Raw genomic sequence first — 20,663 nt, forward strand, 5'->3', positions numbered from 1 at the left:
CCAAAATTACACGCCAAAGAGCGAATAGCGCTTACCGTGATCTTTCGGTCCGTGGTGCACATGAAAAACGTGTAGGCGAATTTGAGCGTTGAAGCGAAATCGATGTGAACAGCTTCACAATTGCGGCGCTGCCTCCCCGGATGGCAGCCTGTCATGTGTGGCTTCCTTCCCGAGGCTCCGTCTGGTCCAGGCTCCGACGCGCAGCCTCCACAACAAGCGCACTGATCTTTGCGAGCGGTTCCGGCTCCAGCTCCCAGTGATGCCAATACAAGTCTATTAAAAGATCGTGGCCAGGGGCGAGCGCGACCAGTCTGCCGGCGCTAATCAGCGGTCCGGCCTGCATTGCAGGCACAAGTCCATACCCGAGGTCATCCAGGATCGCATTAAGTAATGCTGTCGACGAGGGAAAATAGTGCTTCAGATATTTGGCCACTGACACCCCGAAGTGCGACTCCAGAAAGTTGTCATGCAAGCTGTCCTTCCTGTTAAACAGAACTGCCGTGGCCCTGAGCACACTGGGCAGAGTCATGCCCCCAGGAAAATACTCCGAGGCGAATCGCGGCGTGGCGACGCACTGGTAGCGCATTTGCCCGACGAGCTCAGCCAAAAAACCCTCCGCAGGTCTGCGCTGGGTTGAAAGGCATCCCTTGACGTCACCGCGCGCCAAGGCCTGAAGCGTATGATCCTGATCATCAACCACGATCTCAAGGGCCGCATGATGCTGTGCGAGGTCGCGCGCGACGGGCTCAAACCATGTTGCAAGCGAGTCGGCGTTCACTGCAAGCGCGAGCGCCGTCGTCGCCACACTGCCAGGCATGACGCGCCGAAGCAACGAGTCCTCCAAAAGGCGGACAGACATGTAATAGCGTAGAACGTCTTCGCCCGCCTTTGTAGGGGTAAGCGGCGGTTCTCGGCTCAGAAGCAATGCCCCTAGAGACTCCTCTAGTATCTTGACGCGGCGTGAAGCAGCACCGCGAGAAATGTTCAGCGTAGCTGCGGCGCGTGTGAAATGTCGGTGTTCCACCACTGCGGCATACGTCTCCAGGTACAAAAAGTTTAGCATCACGTCCTCTTTCATGGCCTTGCCTGGGGTTCCCAACCCGCGCGCGAGCCGGATAATCGTGCCTCAAGACGTTTCCCTTACCATACGTCGGCAGATGTCTTCTTCAGAGGCCAATTCAGCGTCTTTAACGTCTGGCCATCCACGACGGATTCAACAGGTCGAATGCAACGACTCAGTCCAACGTCTTTTCAATCCGTAACGAATCACGATGAGACATTGGACGGCTCAAACGCTGGTCGCGGTCCATCCATAAGACAATACTGAGCCAAGACTGCGTCCCGAATTTCCCTTCTTACGATCTTTCCCCTGACATCCCGCGGCGATTTATCGAACGGCACCAACAATCGCGGGCGCTCATAACCGGTCATGGCGGCGGATGCGGCCTGGATCTGTACTCGCCAGTCGGGCGGCGGCCCCTCCGCTGCAGCGAGCACTACTGCTCCCAATGGTTTCATCAAGTGCGGCGCGTGCCGGGTCTTTGCTCGTGTATATCTGATCCGCAAATGCCGCCTTGGTCATGTGCTCCGTTTCCTGCTGGACCTGAGGCGTAAGGTCTGCGACCTGCGCACCCTCCTGTTTATTGGCGGTGTCAAATGTACCGCCAGCAACTGTCCAAGGCTTTTTCAACTTGCCGGTAGCGAGACGAAACGGTGGCAGAGGTCGCCATTGGTCAGCAAGCATTCGACGGATTGCGGGGTGAGGTCGGTGAATTCGCGCCACGCAGCGAGCCGAACCGCGGGATGTTTGCGATAGAGCGAAGCAGGCAGCAGATGCCGCTCGAGTGCGAAATGCTGCCGTATCGGACCGAAACACGAGAGGAGTGCCTGCGTGCGTTTGCAGTCGCGAAGTCTCCGCATGCGACCCTCGCGTTCGCGGGTAGCTTGGTGGCTGTTCTCCGACCGACCGCGGCGGGAAAGCGGTGAACGTGATAGAGCGATTCGTCTTTTCCATCGCGACACATCACGCGACCGCCTCAGTAACGTGACAACATCCTTCCGCCATTCGACGGTCTCGTCGGGATCGGTGTCGCGAAGGGATAACCCGGCATTCGTCGCCCTGATGGCGAGATCAGTCATGACGTCACTCCACTAAAGGCTTGCCCATGGAGAGCGAAGCCGTGCAAACCAGAGTAAGTTTTTCCAAATTGAAAAGTGAATGAATGGAAGTGTGTTCAGTAAGTGGAGGATCTATTCCGGCGTTCCGCCGTGACGGTGCCTTCACCAGTTGAAGGAGACATGTGACGCGTCTCTGAAGAACCGCTTTCGCAACCTTCGGAAACGGGCAATACGAAGCAGTCGAACAGTTGCTTGAGCGCGTCGATACTCCGCGAATCACCCGAATTGGCGTAACCCAGCACATAGCGGTCAGGTCTCACGAACATGACGTCCGCGCCCGCCTTGCGCATGATGTCTTCCAGAACGCCGTCGCTATCACGGGCTATCGCGTCGACTCCGCCCTGTATATGCCCTACGATGAAGTCCTCGGCCTTTAGAACGATCTTCACCACTCGATATGGCACACGGGCGCCGTCGAGAATGCGACGGAACTCCGCTACTATAGCGTCCGAAGCAACGACCACGGCGAACCCGGTCCCGAGCACGTCGTCGAGCCGAACAGCCGTACCGCCCTGCAGCTCAACCAATGGCTGCGGTAGCAGTTGCCCGGCCGGTATCGGCAGTGAGGCCGCAGCGCTGCCCACAAAGAATCCGCTTTGAAAGCGCGGCTTTGGTTTAAATTTCAAATGCAGGATGTAATCGCGTGCTGGCGGAAAGAGGCAGACGAGCTTCAGTGCGGCCTGCATTACCATCGCGTTCACCGCCGACTTCGGCTGCATGAACGCGCCAATCCGCACCGCCATCTGGATCAGTGACCACACGTGCGGCCGACGCTCTTCCTCATAGCTATCGACAAGCGATGGCGCGAAGCCGCTGTTCACGACCGCCGCCAGCTTCCATGACAGGTTCGCCACGTCACGCAGCCCGCTGTTCATCCCCTGGCCCGCGAACGGCGGAGTCAGGTGCGCAGCGTCGCCAGCGAGCAATACACGTCCGGCGCGCCAGCGGTTAGCCACCCTCGCATGAAACGTGTAGACCACCTTGCGGGTAATCGGCAAATCCGCGTCGCCCGGGTCACGCGCCCGAATCCAGGTGCGCACGCAAGCCTCATCGAGTGCCTTTTCGGGATCCTCGTGGTCATGCAGCATGAACTCGTAGCGCAGCGTGCCTTCGGGTCCTGGCAGCCGGATCGCCGGTCGCGCGGGATCACAGAAGGTCCGCGTATGGCGGAAAGGCGACATCCGGCCAACCAGATCGACGATGAGCCATCGTTTGTCATAGGTCTTGCCGACCAAGCTGATGCCGAGCTGCTCTCGCGTGCCGCTGCGTCCACCGTCGCAAGCGACGAGCCAGTCGCAGCGAACGTGCTTGATTCCGTCTGCGTGCTTCACTGTCAGCAGAACACTATTGCCCTCGTCGACGAATCGGACTACCTCGTGCTCGAACCACAGCGACGCATGCTCGAATCGCTTCAGGCTGTCGCGCAATCGACCGACAAGTACTTCCTGCCGAAACGCGTTTCGCTTCTGGAAGCCGTATTCAGTCGTGGTCGGCTCGACCTCCGCGAATTTCTTCCCACGCCACGAGTAATACCAGGTGCCATATCCGTTCACGATCTGCTTGACGACGTCTTCGACGACATTCGCAGCCTGCAGGGTGCGAAGGCTCTCATCGTCAATACTGACCGCGCGCGGCTCGTCCAGCACGTTGGCGCTGCGCTCCAGGGTCAGCGTCCGGACACCGTATGTGCCTAGGAGGTTGGCCAGCGTCAACCCAGTGGGTCCTGCGCCCACTACCACGACCGGGAAGTACGTTTCGTCGAGGTGCCGGGGTGCCGCCACCCGGAGAAGAGCAGAATTCATAGGATTCTATCTGTCCTTGAAGCGTGTCGGACCGGTCAACATGGAGAGCACGCACGGCCTGCGGCAATCTCCACGCTGGCGTCATTCAATCGGATTGCGCAGCACGCCGATTCCCTCGACCCCCACTTCAAGAACGTCGCCGGCGGCCATGAACACGGGGGGCTGGCGCTTCTGTCCGACGCCTGCGGGCGTGCCAGTCGAAATGATGTCGCCAGGCCTCAATGGGAAGATGTTCGACAGGTAGTGCACAAGGTAACCGAGGTCCCATGCCATCTGGCCGAACTCGGACTGCTGCATCAACTTGCCGTTCAGATACGTGGTCAGCAACATCCCCGCAGGGTCGTCGATCTCGTCCGCCGTGGTGATCCACGGACCGATCGAACTGCTTGACGCGAAGTTCTTTCCTGCCGGAATGCTGTGCTTCTGCCAGTCGCGCACGGATCCGTCCATCAGAATCGTGTAGCCGCCAATATGCGACCGCCCCTGATCCAACGGAATATCGCGACCACCTTTGCCGATGACGAGCGCCACCTCTCCCTCAAAATCAAAACGGTCCGACACATGCGGTTTCGAGAGCGGCTCGCCATGTCCGACAAACGCTTCGTGAATCTTGAAAAAAAAGCTCGGAAATTCGGGGGCCGCGCGCCCGGTCTCCAATTGATGATCGGCGTACGCCCATCCAATCGCGATCACCCTGCATTTGTCGTCAGGTAGTGCCGGCAAGTATCGCATCGTCCCGAGTGGCACCGTGTCTGCAGCGTATGCCACGATGTCTTTGGCCTCCGCCAGCAGATCGTCGCGGAACAAATCCGCCAGACAATCGCAGCGCCCTTCGAAGTGCGACCCCAATTCAACAAACCCGTTGTCCGTGATCGCCACGAACCTGGCGACACCGGCGATGCTCACATTAGCTAACCGCATATTAGCTCCCTTCGCCGCGGACGAAATCGCGGATCACCGATTTTTGATTGATCTTCCACACCCCACCTACCCGTTCCAGTTCATCGGTGTAACGCCCGACAAGATGTGGGCCGGGCAAGCCGACGGGTTCGGATCCGTGCGGAGCATCCTCTCGATAGACGCTCACGTAGCATCGAACCGTGACGTGATCCTCATCGATTTGCGTCAGGCGGAAGTTTGTCATCACATGACGCACCCGGATATCGGATCGACGCTTTCCGGCAAACTCGCGCAACCCCGCAATGCCTTCGATGATGCCCTCGGCACGCACCCAACGGCCGTTGGGCGCGAGGTACGCTTCCATCGCTTCGAACTCACCCTGGTCGAAGTGCGCCATGAAATTGACCACGGTTTCGACACATGCCATCTGCGTTTCCGTATCGATGACGGATGACATGGTTTTTACGGATTCCATCGTAATTCCGCTCCTTGAAACGCTATGTACATCGATGCGTTATGCTCGGGCGCTCCCGCATTCAACGCAATCAACGCGAATGCCACGTTTAGCTGCGCAAATAAGCAACGCCCCAATGGTTGCCTGTCTTCTCACAATATGGCCATTTCCCCGTCGGCTTGTCATGTGCGACGAGTTCCAGTTCGGCGGAAATTTCGAGCCAGTTGCGGTCGGGATCGCGAATCATAATGAACAGATTGTTTCCGGGGCCATGTCTCCCAGGTCCCCAGTCCAGCGGAACATCCAGCTCACCGAAATGGTCGGCCCAGTCCCGGATCAGGTTCCAGTCGCCAGCCTCGTAGCAGTGGTGGTCGAAGGAATGCTTCGGAGCGAGAAACACCGCGAGGATATGGTGCTCATCGCCGGCCCGAAGAAAGGCTGTCCTGACCTTGCCGTCTTCGGAACAGATCACATCGCTGGTCCGCAGGCCTATAACACGCTGATAAAACGCCAGTATCTCCTCGATGTTCGCTGTACCCACGGCGAAGTGCTGAAGTCTGGCCGTCATGCCAACGCCAGCATCCTGACGGGTGGCGTGACCGAATACGAGCCGGTTGCCGTCCGGATCAACGACCGAAAGAGTCTCTCCTTCGAACAGACTCGGCGGCGCCGACTCGATGTCGACTCCCTCGTCTGTCAACCGCGCACGAAGTTCGCCGACCGCCTGCGGCGACGGCAAATTCAGCGCGGCAAAATACAGTTGCCCTCTTTCGCCCGCTGAAATCATTACGCGCCGCTCACGCCCCGTACATTCGAATGACCCTTGCGGCCCTTTTGAGATGTCCAGGTTTAGCGCCTCCGCGTAGAAGGACGCCAACGCCTCCGGGTCTGGACTACCAATCGACAGATGATCGAGCTGAGCGAATAAATTTCCCACAACGCTTCTCCTGTATGTCATTTCAATGGGGGGCGGTCTGTGTATCGTGCGCACGCTGGTGTAGGAGTTTGCCTCTCCGCATCAACATGTTTGCCACCACGCAGACCATCGCGATCCCACCAGGCAGTGCCGCGGCCACAAAGATGGTCGACAGGTCCCAGTTCAGCGCGACCATGGCCCCGCCCAGCAACGGGCCCGCTATCGAGCCGACCCGGCCGACCCCTAACGCCCAGCCAACGCCGGTGGAGCGGATATTCGTTGGATAGATTTCCGCCGCCAGTGCATTGAGCGCCGCTTGCGCGCCTTGAACACAGATGCCCATCACAAAAATCGTCGACATGATCGAAACGAAGGAAAGATTGATGGTCGACAGAAGCAGCGTCAGCGTGATGTACCCGAAGAATTCGGCAAACAGAACCTTTCCTGGGCTGAATCGATTCATCAGTACCCCTTGAACCGGAGAGCTGAACACACCGGCTGCGTTCCAGAGCGAAACCGCGACGATTCCGGCGGACACCGGCAACGCGGCGGAATGCAAAAGTGCAGGCATCCAGCTTCCGACGAAATAAAGAATGAGCAGATTCATCGCGTATGGAATCCAGAGCAGGATGGTCTGTGAAGCTCGCCCTTCAGTGAACAGATACTTCACGGGCACACCGCTGCGGACGGGTTCGTCGGAAATGAAACGATAGCGGTTCGTATCCCCCAACTCCGGTGAAATACGGCCAACGATTTTCCTGATCCTCTCGGCGCTTGCGCCCTTTCCCACCAAAAAGCAAACCGACTCGGGCACCAGCGCAATCAGCGCGACGGCGATCACGAGCGGAAGGATGCCGCCAACGTAGAACACCGACTGCCAACCAGTGTGAGGAATGAGCATGTAGCTAAGGATGCCGGCAATCATGCCGCCGGTAGGCATGCCACAAAATACCGACGCCACGAAGGTACGTGCCATGCGACTCGGAGAGTATTCCGAAGCGATCGCTACTGCGCTCGGCATGGCGCCACCAAGGCCGAGACCGGTCAGGAAGCGGATGACCAACAGTTGATCGAACGTCTGAGCCGACGGCGTGATTACGGTTAGCAGACCAAAAAACGTGGTGCAGCCGATCAGAAGCCATCGACGTCCGATTTTGTCCGCGAGCGGCCCGCAGATCAGCGCTCCGAGCAACAAGCCCACTAAGGCAGCGCTGAAAACCGGCCCAAACTCTTTCATCGGAATGTGCAGCGACGCCGACATCGGCGGCGCAACGAAGCCCATCATCAGCGTGTCTGTACCGTCGAGCACGGCGACGGAAAAGCACAACGCCATCGTCACCCACTGCATGATGCCTAGTGGCCTCGAATCGACCACGTCGCGAATTTTTAGCACTTCAAGCTGAGCCATCTTGATCGTCTCCGATTATTTAATTTGTATTTCAAACTTTTTCTTTTTTATGCGACTCCTCAAGTTCGCGATCATCGATGAACTCGGATCCCAGCGTGAAGAGCATCGTCCACTCAACGATAGCCACGTCACATCATTTCTGCCATGCCATAACCTTTAATCAGGTTATTCGAATAAAAGAATGGCGCGGGCCACTCAGTGACGTGGCAATGCTCGTCCCTGGCAGGTGCAGTTTTGAGGTTCGAGACGAGCCAATTGCGAAGCGCAACGGCGCGCAACAGTCGGTGTCCCGAGGGAGAATGATTCAATCGGCGGCCCGCCGAAGCGTTCGGTCGGAGGGACGCCCGCGCACGGTATCGCGGCGGATCAGGGATAGCTGGAGGCGGGCATTGCCGTCGAATACATGACCTGCTTAAGTATGACGACCTGCGGGCAGGAGTTGAAGAACTGCATTTGTTGCTGACGATATTAGGTGCGGCACAGCAATGTGCCGCTACGCCCAACGCATTGCTGAAGAAGTTGAATTGCCCGATGCGGCGGAAGCGGCAAAAGGGGCGAGCCTCTCTGAATATGGTGATCGTGAGTGTCGCGCTGCCGGCCGCAACGCGGAGCAAAGAAGCGACGCGCGGTTATCATCAACATCGCCGCGGAATTCGCTCCATTCGCCGCTCGTAAAAGCAGAGGTTCCCGTATAAAAATCAGAACCTATGTAGCAAGCCAACCATCACACCCAACTGGTTCATCCCAGTCTCGACCGTGCCGCCTGCGGCCACTGCATTCCGAGCCTGCGCACTGTTGAAGATGTATCCAACTGATGTGTACGCCGTTGTTCGTTTCGAGAAGAGATAATTGACTCGAGCAATCAGCAACGTCGAATTTGCATCATTCTGCCCCGATGCTCCGCGCTGCAGGTAGCGCACTGCCTCAGCGTCGATGAAAAACGCCGGCGTCGAATAATACGTTGCCCCCGCGAACAGTATATCCGTCTGCAAATGTGTGGCCGCTGCCGTGTTGTTTCTGATCCAACCGACACCAAGTTTCGTCGGCCCCAACATGAAATAGCCGTCAACGACATTATGCGTACTCGTGTACGCGCTATTGCCAAGCGGCGCCGAAGCTCCGGCCCCACCCCGGGAGACGTCGTAGGAGGCCGCCATCCCAAAGGTGGCGGAGTCATAGGCGAGAAGCATTGTGTACTGACGGCACGGTAGCGCATTTCCTGGCACCTGGCCGGCGCAGTTAGTTGCCGAAGGCCCAGCTGGTCCTGCCGCGTCACGACCGAAGCTATACGTGCTGCCGACGGTAACGCCGTTGAACTTACCTAGATAACCGATCGCGTTATCACTGCGCGCGTTCGGCAAATACGGGTCAAGATTGTTGAGCGAATGAATTGAAGGGCCGATCACATCGGCATTCGTCAGCACATACGTCGTCATGTTGTACTGCCGACCGAGCGTGAGTGACCCGTAGTCACTGCTAATGCCAACATTCGCTTGTCGCCCGAAGATCCGTCCGCCGTAATTCAGCGCACCTGTGCTCGACTGAAATCCCGATTCGAGCACGAAGAACGTCTTGTAGCCTCCACCAAGGTCCTCGGTGCCCCTCATGCCCCAGCGCGAAGGCAGTTCGCCAGTCGGAAGCGGCATCCCAATAGACGTTGCACCGTTAGCAGCCGCATGGTTGTAGTACGACACTCCCGTATCAACAATTCCATAAAGTGTGACACTGCTTTTCCCATATGCGAGTCCCGTCATTACGGCCAGCGCTGCCGCACTCCATTTGATCTCCATGATCAACCTGTCTCCAGTATTTAAATTTAGTGACTTCTATGCGGTTCTTTTTTACTTAATTTACGTCACAATATTATTCGCCATCTAATCCAAATAAGCCTTATCGTCGATCGGACGCAACGATTCTCCTCTATCGTCTATTTGAATAAATCCCGTTTATTCTTTTGATAACTTTTAACATAATGGACAAAGGTCCTGCCGTGGGTCGAAGAATGCTGTTAAGGAAGGTCTTATGTGGACGCCTCCCGGATTGCAAACAATTCTGCGACGTTGGCAGACAGGTAAAGGCGGCACGCTTATGTCCGGCCCGTTTTCGCAGGCCGGTATCTGCCTGCTGGCCCTAATGGAATTCGCTGGCGAGGTCCTCATCTGCGCATCGAATGCTACGGTTCATCTTCCCCATCGGGTATTCCTCGCCCGGTCCGACCTGTTGGCCATCATGCAGCCCTTGCTTGCGCTCCTTGAGGCAGTTGCGAATGTTGTGAATCGTCGCGTCTAGGCTATAGCAGTTGGCGAAGCCCGATATCTCTCCGTATATTTCCAGCAAGTGGCGGAACCGGAGAATCATGCTTTCATCCGGCAAGCGAACCATCCGCCGTCGAGACCCGCAAACTCGCGAAACGGCGGCACGTCATAGAGCGCCTCTTCCATAGCAGGGTCCGGCAGACCGAATCGTTGCCGCGTGAAATGAAGCTGCGGCATCGTCGCAATCGGAAACGGCGACCGACCGGTTTTGCCCGTGGGATAGTGCGGCTCGGTCAGCGAAATCAGCTGCAACGAGGGCAATGCGTCGTATCTTATCGAGAGATTCCCGTTTGCGCGTGCGCTTCGTTGACCGATCCAGACCAAGACCAAGTTGCATCATCGAACTGCCCCTCACCTCATTGGCTCTGTTTCCTAGATAGCTCGGACGAAAAGGAAGTGGCCAAGCGCGATTTTGCTTGAACCCGCATGCCTCGTGAGCCGCGCAATCCATTCTGAATTCGAAAGCCCCAAGAACTTGCCTTCGACAATAGTCAAGTCGTATCATCCTTGCCATGGCATGATTTGTAATCTGATTATTCTCGGAAGCGAATAATGGACGAAGCCCGGTCAGGCGGTGTCGATCTAGCGCATCTGAAAATGTTCCTGGAGTTGTTTCGCCAGCGCAGTGTCTCGCGTACCGCTGAGGCGCTGGACACGACGCAACCGCGCATCAGCATCGCCCTAGGCAAACTGCGGCGACATTACGGAGATCCGCTGTTTGTCCGCAGCGGGCAGACGATGCAGCCCACTGTACGTGCTGTTGAACTGTCCAAACCCCTGCTGGAAGCAGTCCGGCTTATCGAGCAATCGCGGGAGCGAGCGACCGTCTTCTCGGCAAAAGACGCGCGGCGGAAATTCCGCATTGCTCTAGCCGACGCCGGGACATTGGTTATGCTGCCGCCGATCATTGATTTTTTGCATCGACACTCGCCCCATATGACACTCGACGTCTGTCCGCTGAGCCTTGAGACGCCCGAGCGCATCGAAAGCGGTGACATCGATCTCGCTATTGGGTTTATGGGACTAGGCAAGCGCGGCTTATATCGGCAGGCGCTGTTCAAGGACATATTCGTGTGTTTGCTCCGTGCCGATCATCCGCTTTCAGAAACGGGAATCACGACCTCGGCCTATGCAGCGTCCCAACACATTATTGTCGATGGCAACGGCAGTTCACTCGCTTTACTGAGGCGTGTCTTCAGCAAGGCGAATTTTTCCGCTAACCTCGCGGTAGTGATGCCGAGCTATTTTGGCATTCCCGAGATGCTGGCATCGACCGACCTTGTCGCAACCGTTCCTGAACGACTCGCGGTCGTTCTACTTAAAAGCCATCCTCTGAAAATTCTGCCGGTTCCGCTCCCCACCCCGACAATCAGCGTCTCGCAACATTGGCATCCGCGATCTCAGCACGACTGTGCACATGCCTGGCTTCGTAAGACCGTATTAGAGGTGTCCAGGAAGGACTGCATGAGAGAGGCGACGCCGGAAATTCGGACGGACCGGTAAGTGGAACAGCTCGGGCCTGAGTCGGCCATAATGGCCAGCAAAGAGGACCCCAGAAAAATGAAGAAGAGACCCGACGTACGCACTCAGCGGCGTTCAAGGCGAAAGTGGCACTTGCAGAGCGGTCAAAGGCGAGCTTTTCCGCGCGCCGGAGCGCTCCACCCAGACATGTGATCTTCATCGGCCCGGTGTTTCAAGCTTTGCGCAACGCTCTACGCGCCATCCATATATTGCCCAAAGCAAACAGCATGGAGATCTGGGGAGTGTTCTTCATCAAACCACGATAGCGCGTCTTCACGTAACCGAACTGTCGCTTGAAGATGCGAAAAGGGGTGTTCAACCTTGGCCCGAATACCCGCCTTCAGGCGCTCGATCTGATCGTAGATCGCCTCCAACGAATCGCTCAGATCCAGTTTCCTGCGCTTTGCCGGTCGCATTGCCACATGCCAACGAACCACGTTAGTCTCACAGCGCTTTTCAATACCCTGATATCCGGGCGCCGCGTACACATCCGTTTCTTCATCATGCAGCAACACCTGGGCTACAGTAGTGCCTGAACATTGGCCGTCGTTCCAATGGCATGGATCAGGCCCGAGTCGGCGTCCACGCCGATATGCATTTTCATCGCGAAGCACCGGTTGCCACCTTTCTGCGTGGATTGCATTTCCGGATCGCACGTGCCGCAGCCATTCTTTGTCGAATTAGGCGCGGCAATCAGGGTAGCGTCGACTGCCGACCCAGCCTTAAGCATCAGGCTTTCTCGGTCAGGATTTCATTGACCAGCGCCAGCATCTGCATCTGCATCTGCATCCGCATCCGCATCTGCATCTGCATCTGCATCTGCATCTGCATCTGCATCTGCACCTGGACTTGCGATGCCTGCCCTCGTTCAACTCCAGTCTGTCATGCCCAGGATCACGCGCTAATCCGTCCAGCCGCCGGACAGGACGAGCTGTTCAGTCTCGGCGCACAACAAGAGCAGCTTACCCATCTTTCATTCCTCCTTGCCTGTGTTTTACACGCTCAGCAAGGGATCCATTTTTTTGCGGGCAAGCTCGGACGTCCCGCCCAACCCGGGAGATCGCCCTCCCTTGACGTCCACGAAGATGGAACGCTACCAACCAACTATTCTCAAATCTGAATGACCGAAGTTGAGTTTATGGCATAGCCTCGGGCAGCGTCGGACTCTATGATTTGCCTATATCAAAGACACTGGAGACGAAATGCTTTCGAACGCGGATTTGTCCGACGCCAATGTGGATACCACGCAGGTGTGCAATCTGCAATTCAGGAACTTCGGAAAGCGCCTGCGCTTCCATGGCCATTGCTACCCACTACGCGTTCACGAAGACCATCGCCCAGTCGGTGAAGTCGTGAGCCAGCCGGGCGAAGGCCAAGTGCTCGTAGTGGACGCCGGCGCTTCGCTTCGTGTCGGCGTGCTCGGCGACCGCCTCGCAAGCATTGCCGCGGCCAACGGCTGGGTCGGCGTGGTCATCTATGGAGCGATACGCGACAGCGTCGCCATCAACGAGATCGACATCGGCGTCAAGGCGCTCGGCGTGACTGCATTGCGCAGCCGTGAAGCGCAGCCAAGCCTGAAAGGTGACGCGGTCAGCTTTGGTGGAATTCGCTTCGACCGCGACATGTGGGTCTATTGCGACGAGGATTCGGTGCTGACCGGACCGTCCGACCTCCTTAAACCGAACAATCCACTCCCTAATGAGTCGTTATCCATTACTGAAGGGGCATGAATATGGAGGAAGGCATGGTCAGAGAGTTGGCGTCAGGGACGTTGCCGGAACTTGAAGCAACGATCGCATCTCTCAACATGACGCCCGGCTGGATCAAACGCCAGATACCGCTGGTCTGGAAGGAAATGCAGTCACAGTTCATCCCTGCACAGTGGAAATACGTTGCGGCACGCGAACTCATGCAGCAGGCCGCGAAAGTGTTGGGAACTGACCTTGCCGAACGCCGCAACTTTGTCATGCGCAACCCGGTCCCTGACAACGATTTCTCCATCTTGCGCACCATCATCTGTGCATACCAGACAGTTCTACCGGGAGAAACAGCGATGTCCCATCGGCATTCGTCGCACGCCATGCGGGTGATGCTCGATTCGAATGGCGCCTATTCCATTGTCAACGGCCGCAAGCACCCTATGGACAGTGGCGACATTGTGTTGACGCCGGGCGGTTGTTGGCACGGTCACGGCCATGAGGGCATGGAACAGGCATTCTGGGTCGATGGACTGGATGTCCCGTTGACCCATTTGCTCGAACCCATGTTTTATGAGCCGCATCCTGAGCGATGGGAGCCTGTGACCTGCGAAGCGCGCCACTCTCCCATGCGCTTTCCCTGGGCCGACACGGTGGAAAGCCTCAAAAATGCACCGGCGGACAGCACGGGGCACTTCGGCAAGACCATTCTGCTCGATACGTCTTTGTTCATGCCGACGCTCACACTCAAGGTCTGCGGCTGGCAAAAGGGATGGTCCAGCCGGCCGTATCGGCACACGGCCAACGTAGTCTACGTGGTCATGCAAGGCAGCGGCAGCTCGACGATTGGCGAGTGTAAATTCGACTGGCAGTTTGGCGACGTGATTGCCTCTCCAGGGTGGAACCGCATCGAGCACCATGCCGGCGAAGACAGCGTGCTGTGTTGCATCAGCGATGAGCAGCTCATGCGGTGGACGCGGTACTACCGTCATGAATCCATGCAATAAGGGGCCGAAGTTATATGCAATCTCAACAGACACACCCAATCATTGTCGCCGGCGGCGGCATAGGCGGACTGACGGCGGCAATCGCTCTCGGTAAAAAGGGCTTCAAGGTCAAGCTGCTCGAACAGGCGCCCGAGTTCCAGCCTATCGGCTACGGCATACAGCTCGGACCCAACGCCTTCCATATGTTTGACCGACTTGGCATCACTCCATCGATCTTGCGTTTCTGCAACAAACCGCAAGCTGGCATCATGCGCGACATCATGACAGGGGAAGAAGTCACCCGGCTTCCCATGGGGACCGATCTTGAGCAACGCTATGGCCGGCCCTATGCCGTGATTCATCGGGGCGATCTGCATGAGGCGCTGCTAGAGACCTGCGCCGCGCTACCCAATGTCGAACTCTTGACCGCCTCGATGGTCGAGAAGTTTGAGGACCGCGGACAGCACGTGATCGTGACGATGGCCGATGGAAAAACCCATTTTGGCGCGGCGCTGGTCGGCGCCGACGGTGTTTGGTCAGCCATTCGCAGCCAGATGAATCCTTCGATCGTCAAGCCGCAGAGTCTGGGCTATGTTGCCTATCGTGGATTGAGGACCCGTGCGGAAATCCCGTCCGATCTGTTCGAAAACAATGTGGTCCTGTGGGCGGGTCCGGGATACCACATGATGCACTACCCGCTTCATTCGGATCAGTTGTTCAACATCGCCGCCGTGTTTCGCAGCCGCCGGTTTGCCCGCGGCGAAGCGAACCACAGCGGCCCGGACGAGTTGAAGGAGATCTTTAGCGGTGCTTGCGCCCATGTGCAGCGCTTGCTTGAGTCGGTACAGACCGACAAGCACTGGGATATCGCCGTGATGGAACCGGTGCCCAGTTGGACCACCGGCCGCGTTGCCTTACTGGGAGATTCCGCCCATGCGATGTTGCAAGCCATGGCGCAGGGCGCCTGTCAGGCGATCGAAGACGGTGTGTGGATTGCCGAGTACATCGCGCAGAGCCAAGGCGATTACGAGTCTGCTTTCGTTGCCTACCAGGGGCACCGGCAGTTGCGCACAGTACGCATGCAGTACCAGTCGCGATTCTACTGGGAGATTTATCACGCTAGCGGCGTCTATGCAGACCTGCGCAAGCAATTGCTCACCCGCTCGCCACAAGAAGCCATGGAAAGCCTCTCCTGGGTGTACGAGAAGCCGACCTTTCCAGAGCAGATGGAACATCAAGGAGTCGGAATTGAAAATCTGTCGGTTTAACGAGGATCGCATCGGCGTGGTTTTGGATGGTGAAATTGCTGACGTTACGACGATTCTGGAATCACTCGGCAACGCCCACTATCCGTATCCGAACCACGATGTATTCATCCAAAACTTGCCGCGGCTGTTGCCTGAACTGGCGGCCCTCTCCAAAACCGCACCGCGCGTGCCGCTGTCAAGCGTCAATTTACTGAGCCCGGTCGCCAATCCCGGAAAAATCATTGCTGCCCCGGTCAACTATGCGGACCATCTGCACGAAGCGGTCAGCCAGACCGAGCTCAATCACGGCAACAAGATTCTGACGATCCAGATGGTAGGTCTGTTCCTGAAGGCCACGAGCTCCCTTCAGGGCTGCTCACATGGCGTGCTCATCGAACATGCAGATCGGCGTAACGACCACGAGGTAGAACTCGTCGCCATCATCGGCAAATCCGGACGCAATGTGCCTAAGGAAAAGGCGCTCGAGTATGTTGCCGGGTATTGCATTGGCCTGGACATGACGGTACGCGGAACCGAAGACCGAAGCATGCGCAAGTCGGTCGATACTTTCAGCGTTGCCGGTCCCTGGATGGTCACCGCAGACGAAATTCCCGATCCTGGGGTGCTGGATCTGCGCCTCACGGTCAACGGCGAAGAGCGGCAACGCGCCAACACAAGGGACCTGGTTCTCAACACGGCGGAACTGATCGAGTTTGCGACGGCCTATTATTCGATTGAGCCGGGAGATCTTATTTTTACCGGCACGCCTGCCGGCGTCGGTCCGGTCAAGGCGGGCGACGTCATCCATGCTGAGATCGCCTCGATCGGCGCCATGGAAGTGGCAGTCCATAAAAAGCGCAATATCGTTTGACTGCCTTGCGAAACGAAGCAAAAAATCGGGAACAAAGTCGGCCGCGGGGTGTGCAGCAGTTTGGGCAAAAAGCGTGTCGGGCTGAAAAAGACGAGCTAAGGAGAGAGACGCATGAACGCAAAAGAAAAAGCTGGGGCTGCTGATCAGGCACCCACTCAGAGGCCTACCGTATCAGCGATTAAGGCCAAACCGGTGATGGCCAACAGGCCAACAAGATCCTGTTGCATTAGGCGTTATCGTCGATGCCTTCGGGCGTGTGCTCGCCACCTGGTTCATGCCGATCGTTTCCTGATGAGCAAACGGATGGCGCTTGGACTCGTGACCGCAGACGAGATCCGAGAGTTTGGACTCAACGGTGAACTTCTGGAATGCGACGGGTACACCCGTTTACCTAGAGAGCCACTCTTCGGCCATCGTGGCGTTGGCGTGGTCGACCAACCGCTGCGCCGGTAGGTCATACGTGCGGGCTCCTGAAAGGGGGGCGCCTGTGTTCAAAATCCGGCAAAGCGCGGGCTGCGCTTCCAACCTGATGATCGACTCCATCGCGCGAGGCAAGCCACTGGTTGAGTGCCCGGGAGATGAATCGGTCGTGCTGATGCGAGGCCATGGCTCAACCGTCGTCGGACCCACCGTATCGCGCGCTGTCTACCGCTCGATTTAGACCGAAGCAAACGCCAGGGTCCAGAGCGCCGCAACCTCGATCGGCACGGTCAATTACCTCGCCACAGAGAAAGCTGCCTCGTCGGAGAAACTTGGCGAGCCCCGGGTGGAACGCACGTGGGAGTTCTGGAAGATGGAAATCGTCGACGGGTCCAGCGCCAGATAGCGATGGACCCGGAAAACGGTCGCGCGAACCGCAGCGAGGAATCCAGGGCACGATGCAAGCACCTGGTCCTCGCACCGCTAAAACGTAACGTTGGCGACGATGCTGAAGTCGGCAGGAAATCGAATGCGACGCTTCATCGCGACAAGGGTTAAAGCGCCGTGGAAACACGCGGCATAGTTCGCGGCGAACAGTTGCTCCGGGGTTCATGCCACCGCCCCGCCCTCCGAGTCCTTTCGGCGCAAGCGAAGTCGCAGGTCAAGCTCACCGTCTACGGACCGCGCATGACCGGACGCACGTGCGTGCGAGGCCTCAACGCCATGTACGATCACCGAGGTCGAATAAAGCGGCAGAAAATCACTTCCTTCGAGATGCCAGGCAGAGGCACCGGGGGTGCGGGTTTTGCCGTCCGCCCCAATGAACTGCAATCCGGCCGGGACGACGCCATCAGCCCGTGCGCACGCACGCGAACCGCCGACTCGATCTCTGCTTCGTCGATCTCCAGCAGAAATCTCCTGATTCCCACCCAGCCTCGCGCTTTCGGCCAGCACCTCCCGAACAATTGGTTCAGTGGCTTCAGCCGCTCGTCGATGAAGGCCTCGATCTTGCGCAATGAAGTTGCACCGGCAAACTGGGACACCAACGCGGCGCACAATAGTGGCTCCATTTCGTAGCGCGTCCCGCGCGCCCCACGTCGGTCACGCAATCCCGAAAACACCCCGCCGAAGACCATGCTCTCTGATTTCACGTTGTTTCCAGTTAACACGGAAGAAGAAAAGCTAACGACCCTGGGAGCCGATGCGTCTCGACATTACGATTGAACAATTCTGGTACTATGAGGTCTGTGCGGTCGGATCACGTAAAATACGGGTTCTGTTCAGTTTCTGCGAGGTGACATTTCCTGGTTGCCCTGCTTTTGCTGCCCACAGAATGACGACTGACCGCGGTGCAGCTAAGCGTTGCTCAGACCGGCATCCGGCCCACAGGCAGGCATTCATTGTGAAAGGTGATCGGCATGCGCAGAAACGTTCCTGAAGTGGTTGCTGCGGCATTTGCCGGCCCGACATGCCAAAAATACTCTCTAGAATCCGCCCTCGAGTACGATGAAAAGCGCCCCTACTGCGCAAATCGCCCCTGCGACGACACAACTCGAACGTTTTGTTCCCTTTAAAATCTATAGAGTACTGGCAAAGCTGGCAGTAATTGCCAGTGCAGACTATGCAGCATGGGAAATTAGCATTCAAGAGGCGCGACTTCTCCTGTTAGTCCTGGAGCGCCCCGGGATCAGCGCGGGCGATCTCTGTGCTGCTGCCTGCGTCGAGGCGTCGGCGCTGTCACACATGTTGCGCCATCTCGTGGCAAAGAACATGCTGCATCGGGAACGAAACCCGACCGAACGCCGCTCGGTGCAGATATACCTGACCGATTCCGGGGCCGTGATTGCACGTCGGTGTCAGCAAGTCAGTGCCAAGCATCAGGGAATCTTGCTTTCCGGGCTGAAGAAAAAGGACGTGGAGTCGCTTCACGCAATACTTGACCATATGCTGCAGAACGTCACGCCGCAAGAACCAGGGCCTTCGCCTTGGCAGGACATTTCGCGCGCTCCCCGCGCCAGTCGGTGAGCCGGCCTCAAGCGTTGCCGCGAGTCGGGAAATCTTGAGAGCGGAGCAAATCGATCCCGTCGAAAAGCGAACGAAGGTCTGGCCGGATTAGATTGAGCTTTAAATCAAGATGTAAATGCGGCGATGTGGCCGATAATGAAAACCGCCGGCTCGGCAAATTCCTATGAGCGCCGGCCGAGCTCGAGTGTGCTAACGAACAGTCCGAACGCTCGAATCTGCTTCAGGTTCAAGCTATGACATGAAGCCATCAAAAAGGAATGTTCAACCATTTCTGAAGAAAGTGCGCGCGCAGTCATCAAAGCCAAGGCATTGGCCAAACAGGTCAATCTTATCTGCCTGCTCGGCCCGATCATCAATGACTGGGCGAACTATCATCGACGGTTCACGTCATATTCCGGCAATTCGCGCTAGCCACGCCTCGTCTGCTGTCACCGTGCGCAGTTCCGTCAGCAGTTGATCCCGGGACATGCGAAAGTGTGCAATGACGTGCTGATCGCCTCCACAGTTCTGATAGCTGACCTCAAGCCTAATTCCGTTAGGGTCATAGAAATAAATGGAATATGTTCCAGGCGCAGATTCTAGTGGGCCCATGTGGTCAATCCCCGCATCGACAAGTCGGCTCATAAGTTTATCCACTTGCGACGGGCTTATTGAAAACGAAACATGTTGCATGGCTGCGACGCTGTTGCGGTCAGCTTTCTCTTTCGCACCTTTCGGCAACTCAAAGAAAGCCAGCAGACTGTCATTCCCCATATCGAAGAAATAGTGCCGAATACGCTGAAACGGCGGGTTTCCTCGATCTACGCCGGCTGGAATCTTCATGGCATGTATCAATGGCATACCGAGCACTTCGACGTAGAAGTCGATTGTCGTCTTGATGTCTTCGGTATTCAGTGCGAGGTGATGCACCCCGCGAAGCTTCAACCTGTTCAGGTCCGGCTCATCGAGCTTCGTCGTTCCAACGGTCGAGGTCTGCTGCATTGTCATCTCCAGTTAATGGCCCGGCGACGCGAGCACTGTGCTTCCAATATTACTTGAATAATTCAAGCATACATACTTGAACTATTCAAGTTTTTCAAGCAAACTTGCCCGTGTGCAGGCTAGGCTTACTAGCTACTCGTCGGGCGTTCTGGCAGAAGCGGAGGGAGAAGCCGCTCATACAGCGGTTCGGCTGGAGAGCAAGCTGCGGAGCGAGCGTAGGCAAGGGGGTTTATGAAGGGTCTCTCCCGCGCTTTGATGCGGTAGGCCCTCGTCCACTGAAAGTCAGCACCATGCGCACGCGAGGAATCAGGGCGCACCTTTTCTCCTACTCCTGCACGCTATCGGTGTGTCGCTGGTCATCCTCAGCGTGAAAATAACGGCCGGTCGTCTGGATTGATGCGTGACGCATGTTCTTCTGGATGAAGCGCAGGTCGGTGCCGCATTCCGCCTGGTGTGACGCGGCGCTGTGACGCAACTGGTGGGGCGACGCAAGTCGCAGCGTTGCGGCGCCTGCCAGATTGCTCGTTTCAAGCATCCCGGCGGCTCGCCGGAAAACCTCCTTGACGATGAGATACACCGTCGCTGGTGTCAGGTGTTTGTTCGGGTCACCCGAGACGCTCATGATTGCGGGCGTCGTCTCATCCCCCAACGGGGTCGGCGCCAGTCCGTGAAAAGCCCGGTAGCGCGTAAGGTCAGCCATCCGCGAAGCACTTACTGGCCCCCCTTCGGCGCAGCCCTTCCCGACCGTGCGGCCATCACTCGACGATCTTCGAACTGAATGTAGAAAGCTATCGCCGTCGAAAGGCCAACGACAAACAGAGCGCGACACGCCGGCCGTACTGCTTGACGCTTATATGAACGCCGCCCGGCTTGCAAGGTAATATCGCTGTGATGTTAGACGAGGATTTGGTTGCAGGCTTATATCCGGCATCTGCAGGTTAG

17 protein-coding genes and 4 pseudogenes are annotated in these 20,663 nt (G+C 57.2%); 8 read left to right on the forward strand and 13 right to left on the reverse strand.

The features are described 5' to 3' along the window. Positions 1–151: 151 nt before the first annotated feature. From B0G73_RS36080 to B0G73_RS36115, 8 genes and pseudogenes are all read right to left on the reverse strand, one after another. Positions 152–1,078: an HTH-type transcriptional regulator ArgP gene (locus B0G73_RS36080; RefSeq protein ID WP_374957049.1), complete on the reverse strand. Its 927-nt coding sequence runs from the start codon at positions 1,076–1,078 to the stop codon at positions 152–154. A 608-nt stretch (positions 1,079–1,686) separates the two neighbouring features. After that, a pseudogene (locus B0G73_RS36085) lies at positions 1,687–1,965 on the reverse strand (hypothetical protein); the annotation flags it as partial. A 269-nt stretch (positions 1,966–2,234) separates the two neighbouring features. Next, positions 2,235–3,980: a bifunctional 3-(3-hydroxy-phenyl)propionate/3-hydroxycinnamic acid hydroxylase gene (locus B0G73_RS36090; RefSeq protein ID WP_106285840.1), complete on the reverse strand. Its 1,746-nt coding sequence runs from the start codon at positions 3,978–3,980 to the stop codon at positions 2,235–2,237. An 81-nt stretch (positions 3,981–4,061) separates the two neighbouring features. Beyond that, positions 4,062–4,886: a fumarylacetoacetate hydrolase family protein gene (locus tag B0G73_RS36095; protein WP_181196732.1), complete on the reverse strand. Its 825-nt coding sequence runs from the start codon at positions 4,884–4,886 to the stop codon at positions 4,062–4,064. A gap of 16 nt (positions 4,887–4,902) precedes the next feature. Then, positions 4,903–5,355 (reverse strand): nuclear transport factor 2 family protein, encoded by a 453-nt coding sequence (locus B0G73_RS36100; RefSeq protein ID WP_106285842.1) that lies wholly within the window; start codon positions 5,353–5,355, stop codon positions 4,903–4,905. 88 nt (positions 5,356–5,443) lie between these two features. Beyond that, positions 5,444–6,271, reverse strand: coding sequence for a VOC family protein (locus B0G73_RS36105; protein WP_181196733.1), 828 nt, complete (start codon positions 6,269–6,271; stop codon positions 5,444–5,446). A 22-nt stretch (positions 6,272–6,293) separates the two neighbouring features. Beyond that, positions 6,294–7,658 carry an MFS transporter gene (locus tag B0G73_RS36110; RefSeq protein WP_106285844.1) on the reverse strand — a complete coding sequence of 455 codons (1,365 nt, stop codon included), beginning with the start codon at positions 7,656–7,658 and terminating at the stop codon, positions 6,294–6,296. Between the two features lie 698 nt (positions 7,659–8,356). Beyond that, positions 8,357–9,448 (reverse strand): porin, encoded by a 1,092-nt coding sequence (locus B0G73_RS36115; RefSeq protein WP_106285845.1) that lies wholly within the window; start codon positions 9,446–9,448, stop codon positions 8,357–8,359. Between the two features lie 232 nt (positions 9,449–9,680). Between B0G73_RS36115 and B0G73_RS40820 the strand changes: the two genes are divergently transcribed. Further along, entirely contained in the window at positions 9,681–9,947 is a 267-nt protein-coding gene (locus B0G73_RS40820; RefSeq protein WP_181196737.1) for a hypothetical protein, read from the forward strand. Between the two features lie 30 nt (positions 9,948–9,977). Here B0G73_RS40820 and B0G73_RS36120 read toward each other — a convergent pair. After that, positions 9,978–10,313, reverse strand: a pseudogene (locus B0G73_RS36120) (transposase); the annotation flags it as partial. 212 nt (positions 10,314–10,525) lie between these two features. Between B0G73_RS36120 and B0G73_RS36125 the strand changes: the two are divergent. Continuing rightward, positions 10,526–11,476 (forward strand): LysR family transcriptional regulator, encoded by a 951-nt coding sequence (locus B0G73_RS36125; RefSeq protein ID WP_106285846.1) that lies wholly within the window; start codon positions 10,526–10,528, stop codon positions 11,474–11,476. Positions 11,477–11,666: 190 nt separating this feature from the next. Here the strand turns inward: B0G73_RS36125 and B0G73_RS36130 are convergent. Further along, positions 11,667–12,277 (reverse strand): annotated as a pseudogene (locus B0G73_RS36130) (IS5 family transposase); the annotation flags it as partial. Between the two features lie 419 nt (positions 12,278–12,696). Here B0G73_RS36130 and rraA point away from each other — a divergent pair. The 5 genes from rraA (at position 12,697) to B0G73_RS42025 (ending at position 16,956) form a co-directional block, all read left to right on the forward strand. Next, positions 12,697–13,224, forward strand: coding sequence for a ribonuclease E activity regulator RraA (gene rraA / locus B0G73_RS36135; RefSeq protein ID WP_106285847.1), 528 nt, complete (start codon positions 12,697–12,699; stop codon positions 13,222–13,224). Next, positions 13,221–14,198, forward strand: a complete 978-nt coding sequence (locus tag B0G73_RS36140; RefSeq protein WP_258194136.1) for a cupin domain-containing protein — start codon at positions 13,221–13,223, stop codon at positions 14,196–14,198. Before rraA ends, B0G73_RS36140 begins: the two co-directional genes overlap by 4 nt. Before the next feature lie 14 nt (positions 14,199–14,212). Beyond that, complete coding sequence (locus tag B0G73_RS36145) at positions 14,213–15,445, forward strand: FAD-dependent monooxygenase (RefSeq protein WP_106285848.1); 1,233 nt, start codon at positions 14,213–14,215, stop codon at positions 15,443–15,445. Beyond that, positions 15,426–16,295 (forward strand): fumarylacetoacetate hydrolase family protein, encoded by an 870-nt coding sequence (locus B0G73_RS36150; protein ID WP_106285849.1) that lies wholly within the window; start codon positions 15,426–15,428, stop codon positions 16,293–16,295. The genes B0G73_RS36145 and B0G73_RS36150 overlap by 20 nt, the downstream gene beginning before the upstream one ends. 355 nt (positions 16,296–16,650) lie before the next feature. Continuing rightward, a complete protein-coding gene (locus tag B0G73_RS42025) occupies positions 16,651–16,956 on the forward strand; it encodes a class II aldolase/adducin family protein (RefSeq protein WP_181196734.1) in 306 nt (101 codons plus the stop codon). 490 nt (positions 16,957–17,446) lie between these two features. Here B0G73_RS42025 and B0G73_RS36160 read toward each other — a convergent pair whose 3' ends face one another. Beyond that, entirely contained in the window at positions 17,447–17,866 is a 420-nt protein-coding gene (locus B0G73_RS36160; RefSeq protein ID WP_146144275.1) for a transposase family protein, read from the reverse strand. Between the two features lie 355 nt (positions 17,867–18,221). Between B0G73_RS36160 and B0G73_RS36165 the strand changes: the two genes are divergently transcribed. Further along, on the forward strand, positions 18,222–18,740 hold the full coding sequence (locus B0G73_RS36165; RefSeq protein ID WP_106285852.1) for a MarR family winged helix-turn-helix transcriptional regulator: 519 nt from the start codon (positions 18,222–18,224) through the stop codon (positions 18,738–18,740). A gap of 387 nt (positions 18,741–19,127) precedes the next feature. Here B0G73_RS36165 and B0G73_RS36170 read toward each other — a convergent pair whose 3' ends face one another. After that, positions 19,128–19,721, reverse strand: a complete 594-nt coding sequence (locus tag B0G73_RS36170) for a VOC family protein (protein WP_181196736.1) — start codon at positions 19,719–19,721, stop codon at positions 19,128–19,130. 325 nt (positions 19,722–20,046) lie between these two features. Further along, positions 20,047–20,466, reverse strand: a pseudogene (locus tag B0G73_RS36175) (tyrosine-type recombinase/integrase); the annotation flags it as partial. Positions 20,467–20,663 lie beyond the last annotated feature (197 nt).

This window comes from Paraburkholderia sp. BL25I1N1, from assembly GCF_003002025.1.
Lineage (GTDB): Bacteria > Pseudomonadota > Gammaproteobacteria > Burkholderiales > Burkholderiaceae > Paraburkholderia.

What these genes read in the sequence shown, in the direction of transcription:
- B0G73_RS36170 (WP_181196736.1), bottom strand. Translation starts at nt 19,721, where the DNA reads ATGCAGCAGACCTCGACCGTTGGAACGACGAAGCTCGATGAGCCGGAC.
- B0G73_RS36125 (WP_106285846.1), top strand. Translation starts at nt 10,526, where the DNA reads ATGGACGAAGCCCGGTCAGGCGGTGTCGATCTAGCGCATCTGAAAATG.
- B0G73_RS36080 (WP_374957049.1), bottom strand. Translation starts at nt 1,078, where the DNA reads ATGAAAGAGGACGTGATGCTAAACTTTTTGTACCTGGAGACGTATGCC.
- B0G73_RS36100 (WP_106285842.1), bottom strand. Translation starts at nt 5,355, where the DNA reads ATGGAATCCGTAAAAACCATGTCATCCGTCATCGATACGGAAACGCAG.
- rraA (WP_106285847.1), top strand. Translation starts at nt 12,697, where the DNA reads ATGCTTTCGAACGCGGATTTGTCCGACGCCAATGTGGATACCACGCAG.
- B0G73_RS36090 (WP_106285840.1), bottom strand. Translation starts at nt 3,980, where the DNA reads ATGAATTCTGCTCTTCTCCGGGTGGCGGCACCCCGGCACCTCGACGAA.
- B0G73_RS36145 (WP_106285848.1), top strand. Translation starts at nt 14,213, where the DNA reads ATGCAATCTCAACAGACACACCCAATCATTGTCGCCGGCGGCGGCATA.
- B0G73_RS36165 (WP_106285852.1), top strand. Translation starts at nt 18,222, where the DNA reads ATGAAAAGCGCCCCTACTGCGCAAATCGCCCCTGCGACGACACAACTC.
- B0G73_RS40820 (WP_181196737.1), top strand. Translation starts at nt 9,681, where the DNA reads ATGTGGACGCCTCCCGGATTGCAAACAATTCTGCGACGTTGGCAGACA.
- B0G73_RS36110 (WP_106285844.1), bottom strand. Translation starts at nt 7,658, where the DNA reads ATGGCTCAGCTTGAAGTGCTAAAAATTCGCGACGTGGTCGATTCGAGG.
- B0G73_RS36115 (WP_106285845.1), bottom strand. Translation starts at nt 9,448, where the DNA reads ATGGAGATCAAATGGAGTGCGGCAGCGCTGGCCGTAATGACGGGACTC.
- B0G73_RS36140 (WP_258194136.1), top strand. Translation starts at nt 13,221, where the DNA reads ATGAATATGGAGGAAGGCATGGTCAGAGAGTTGGCGTCAGGGACGTTG.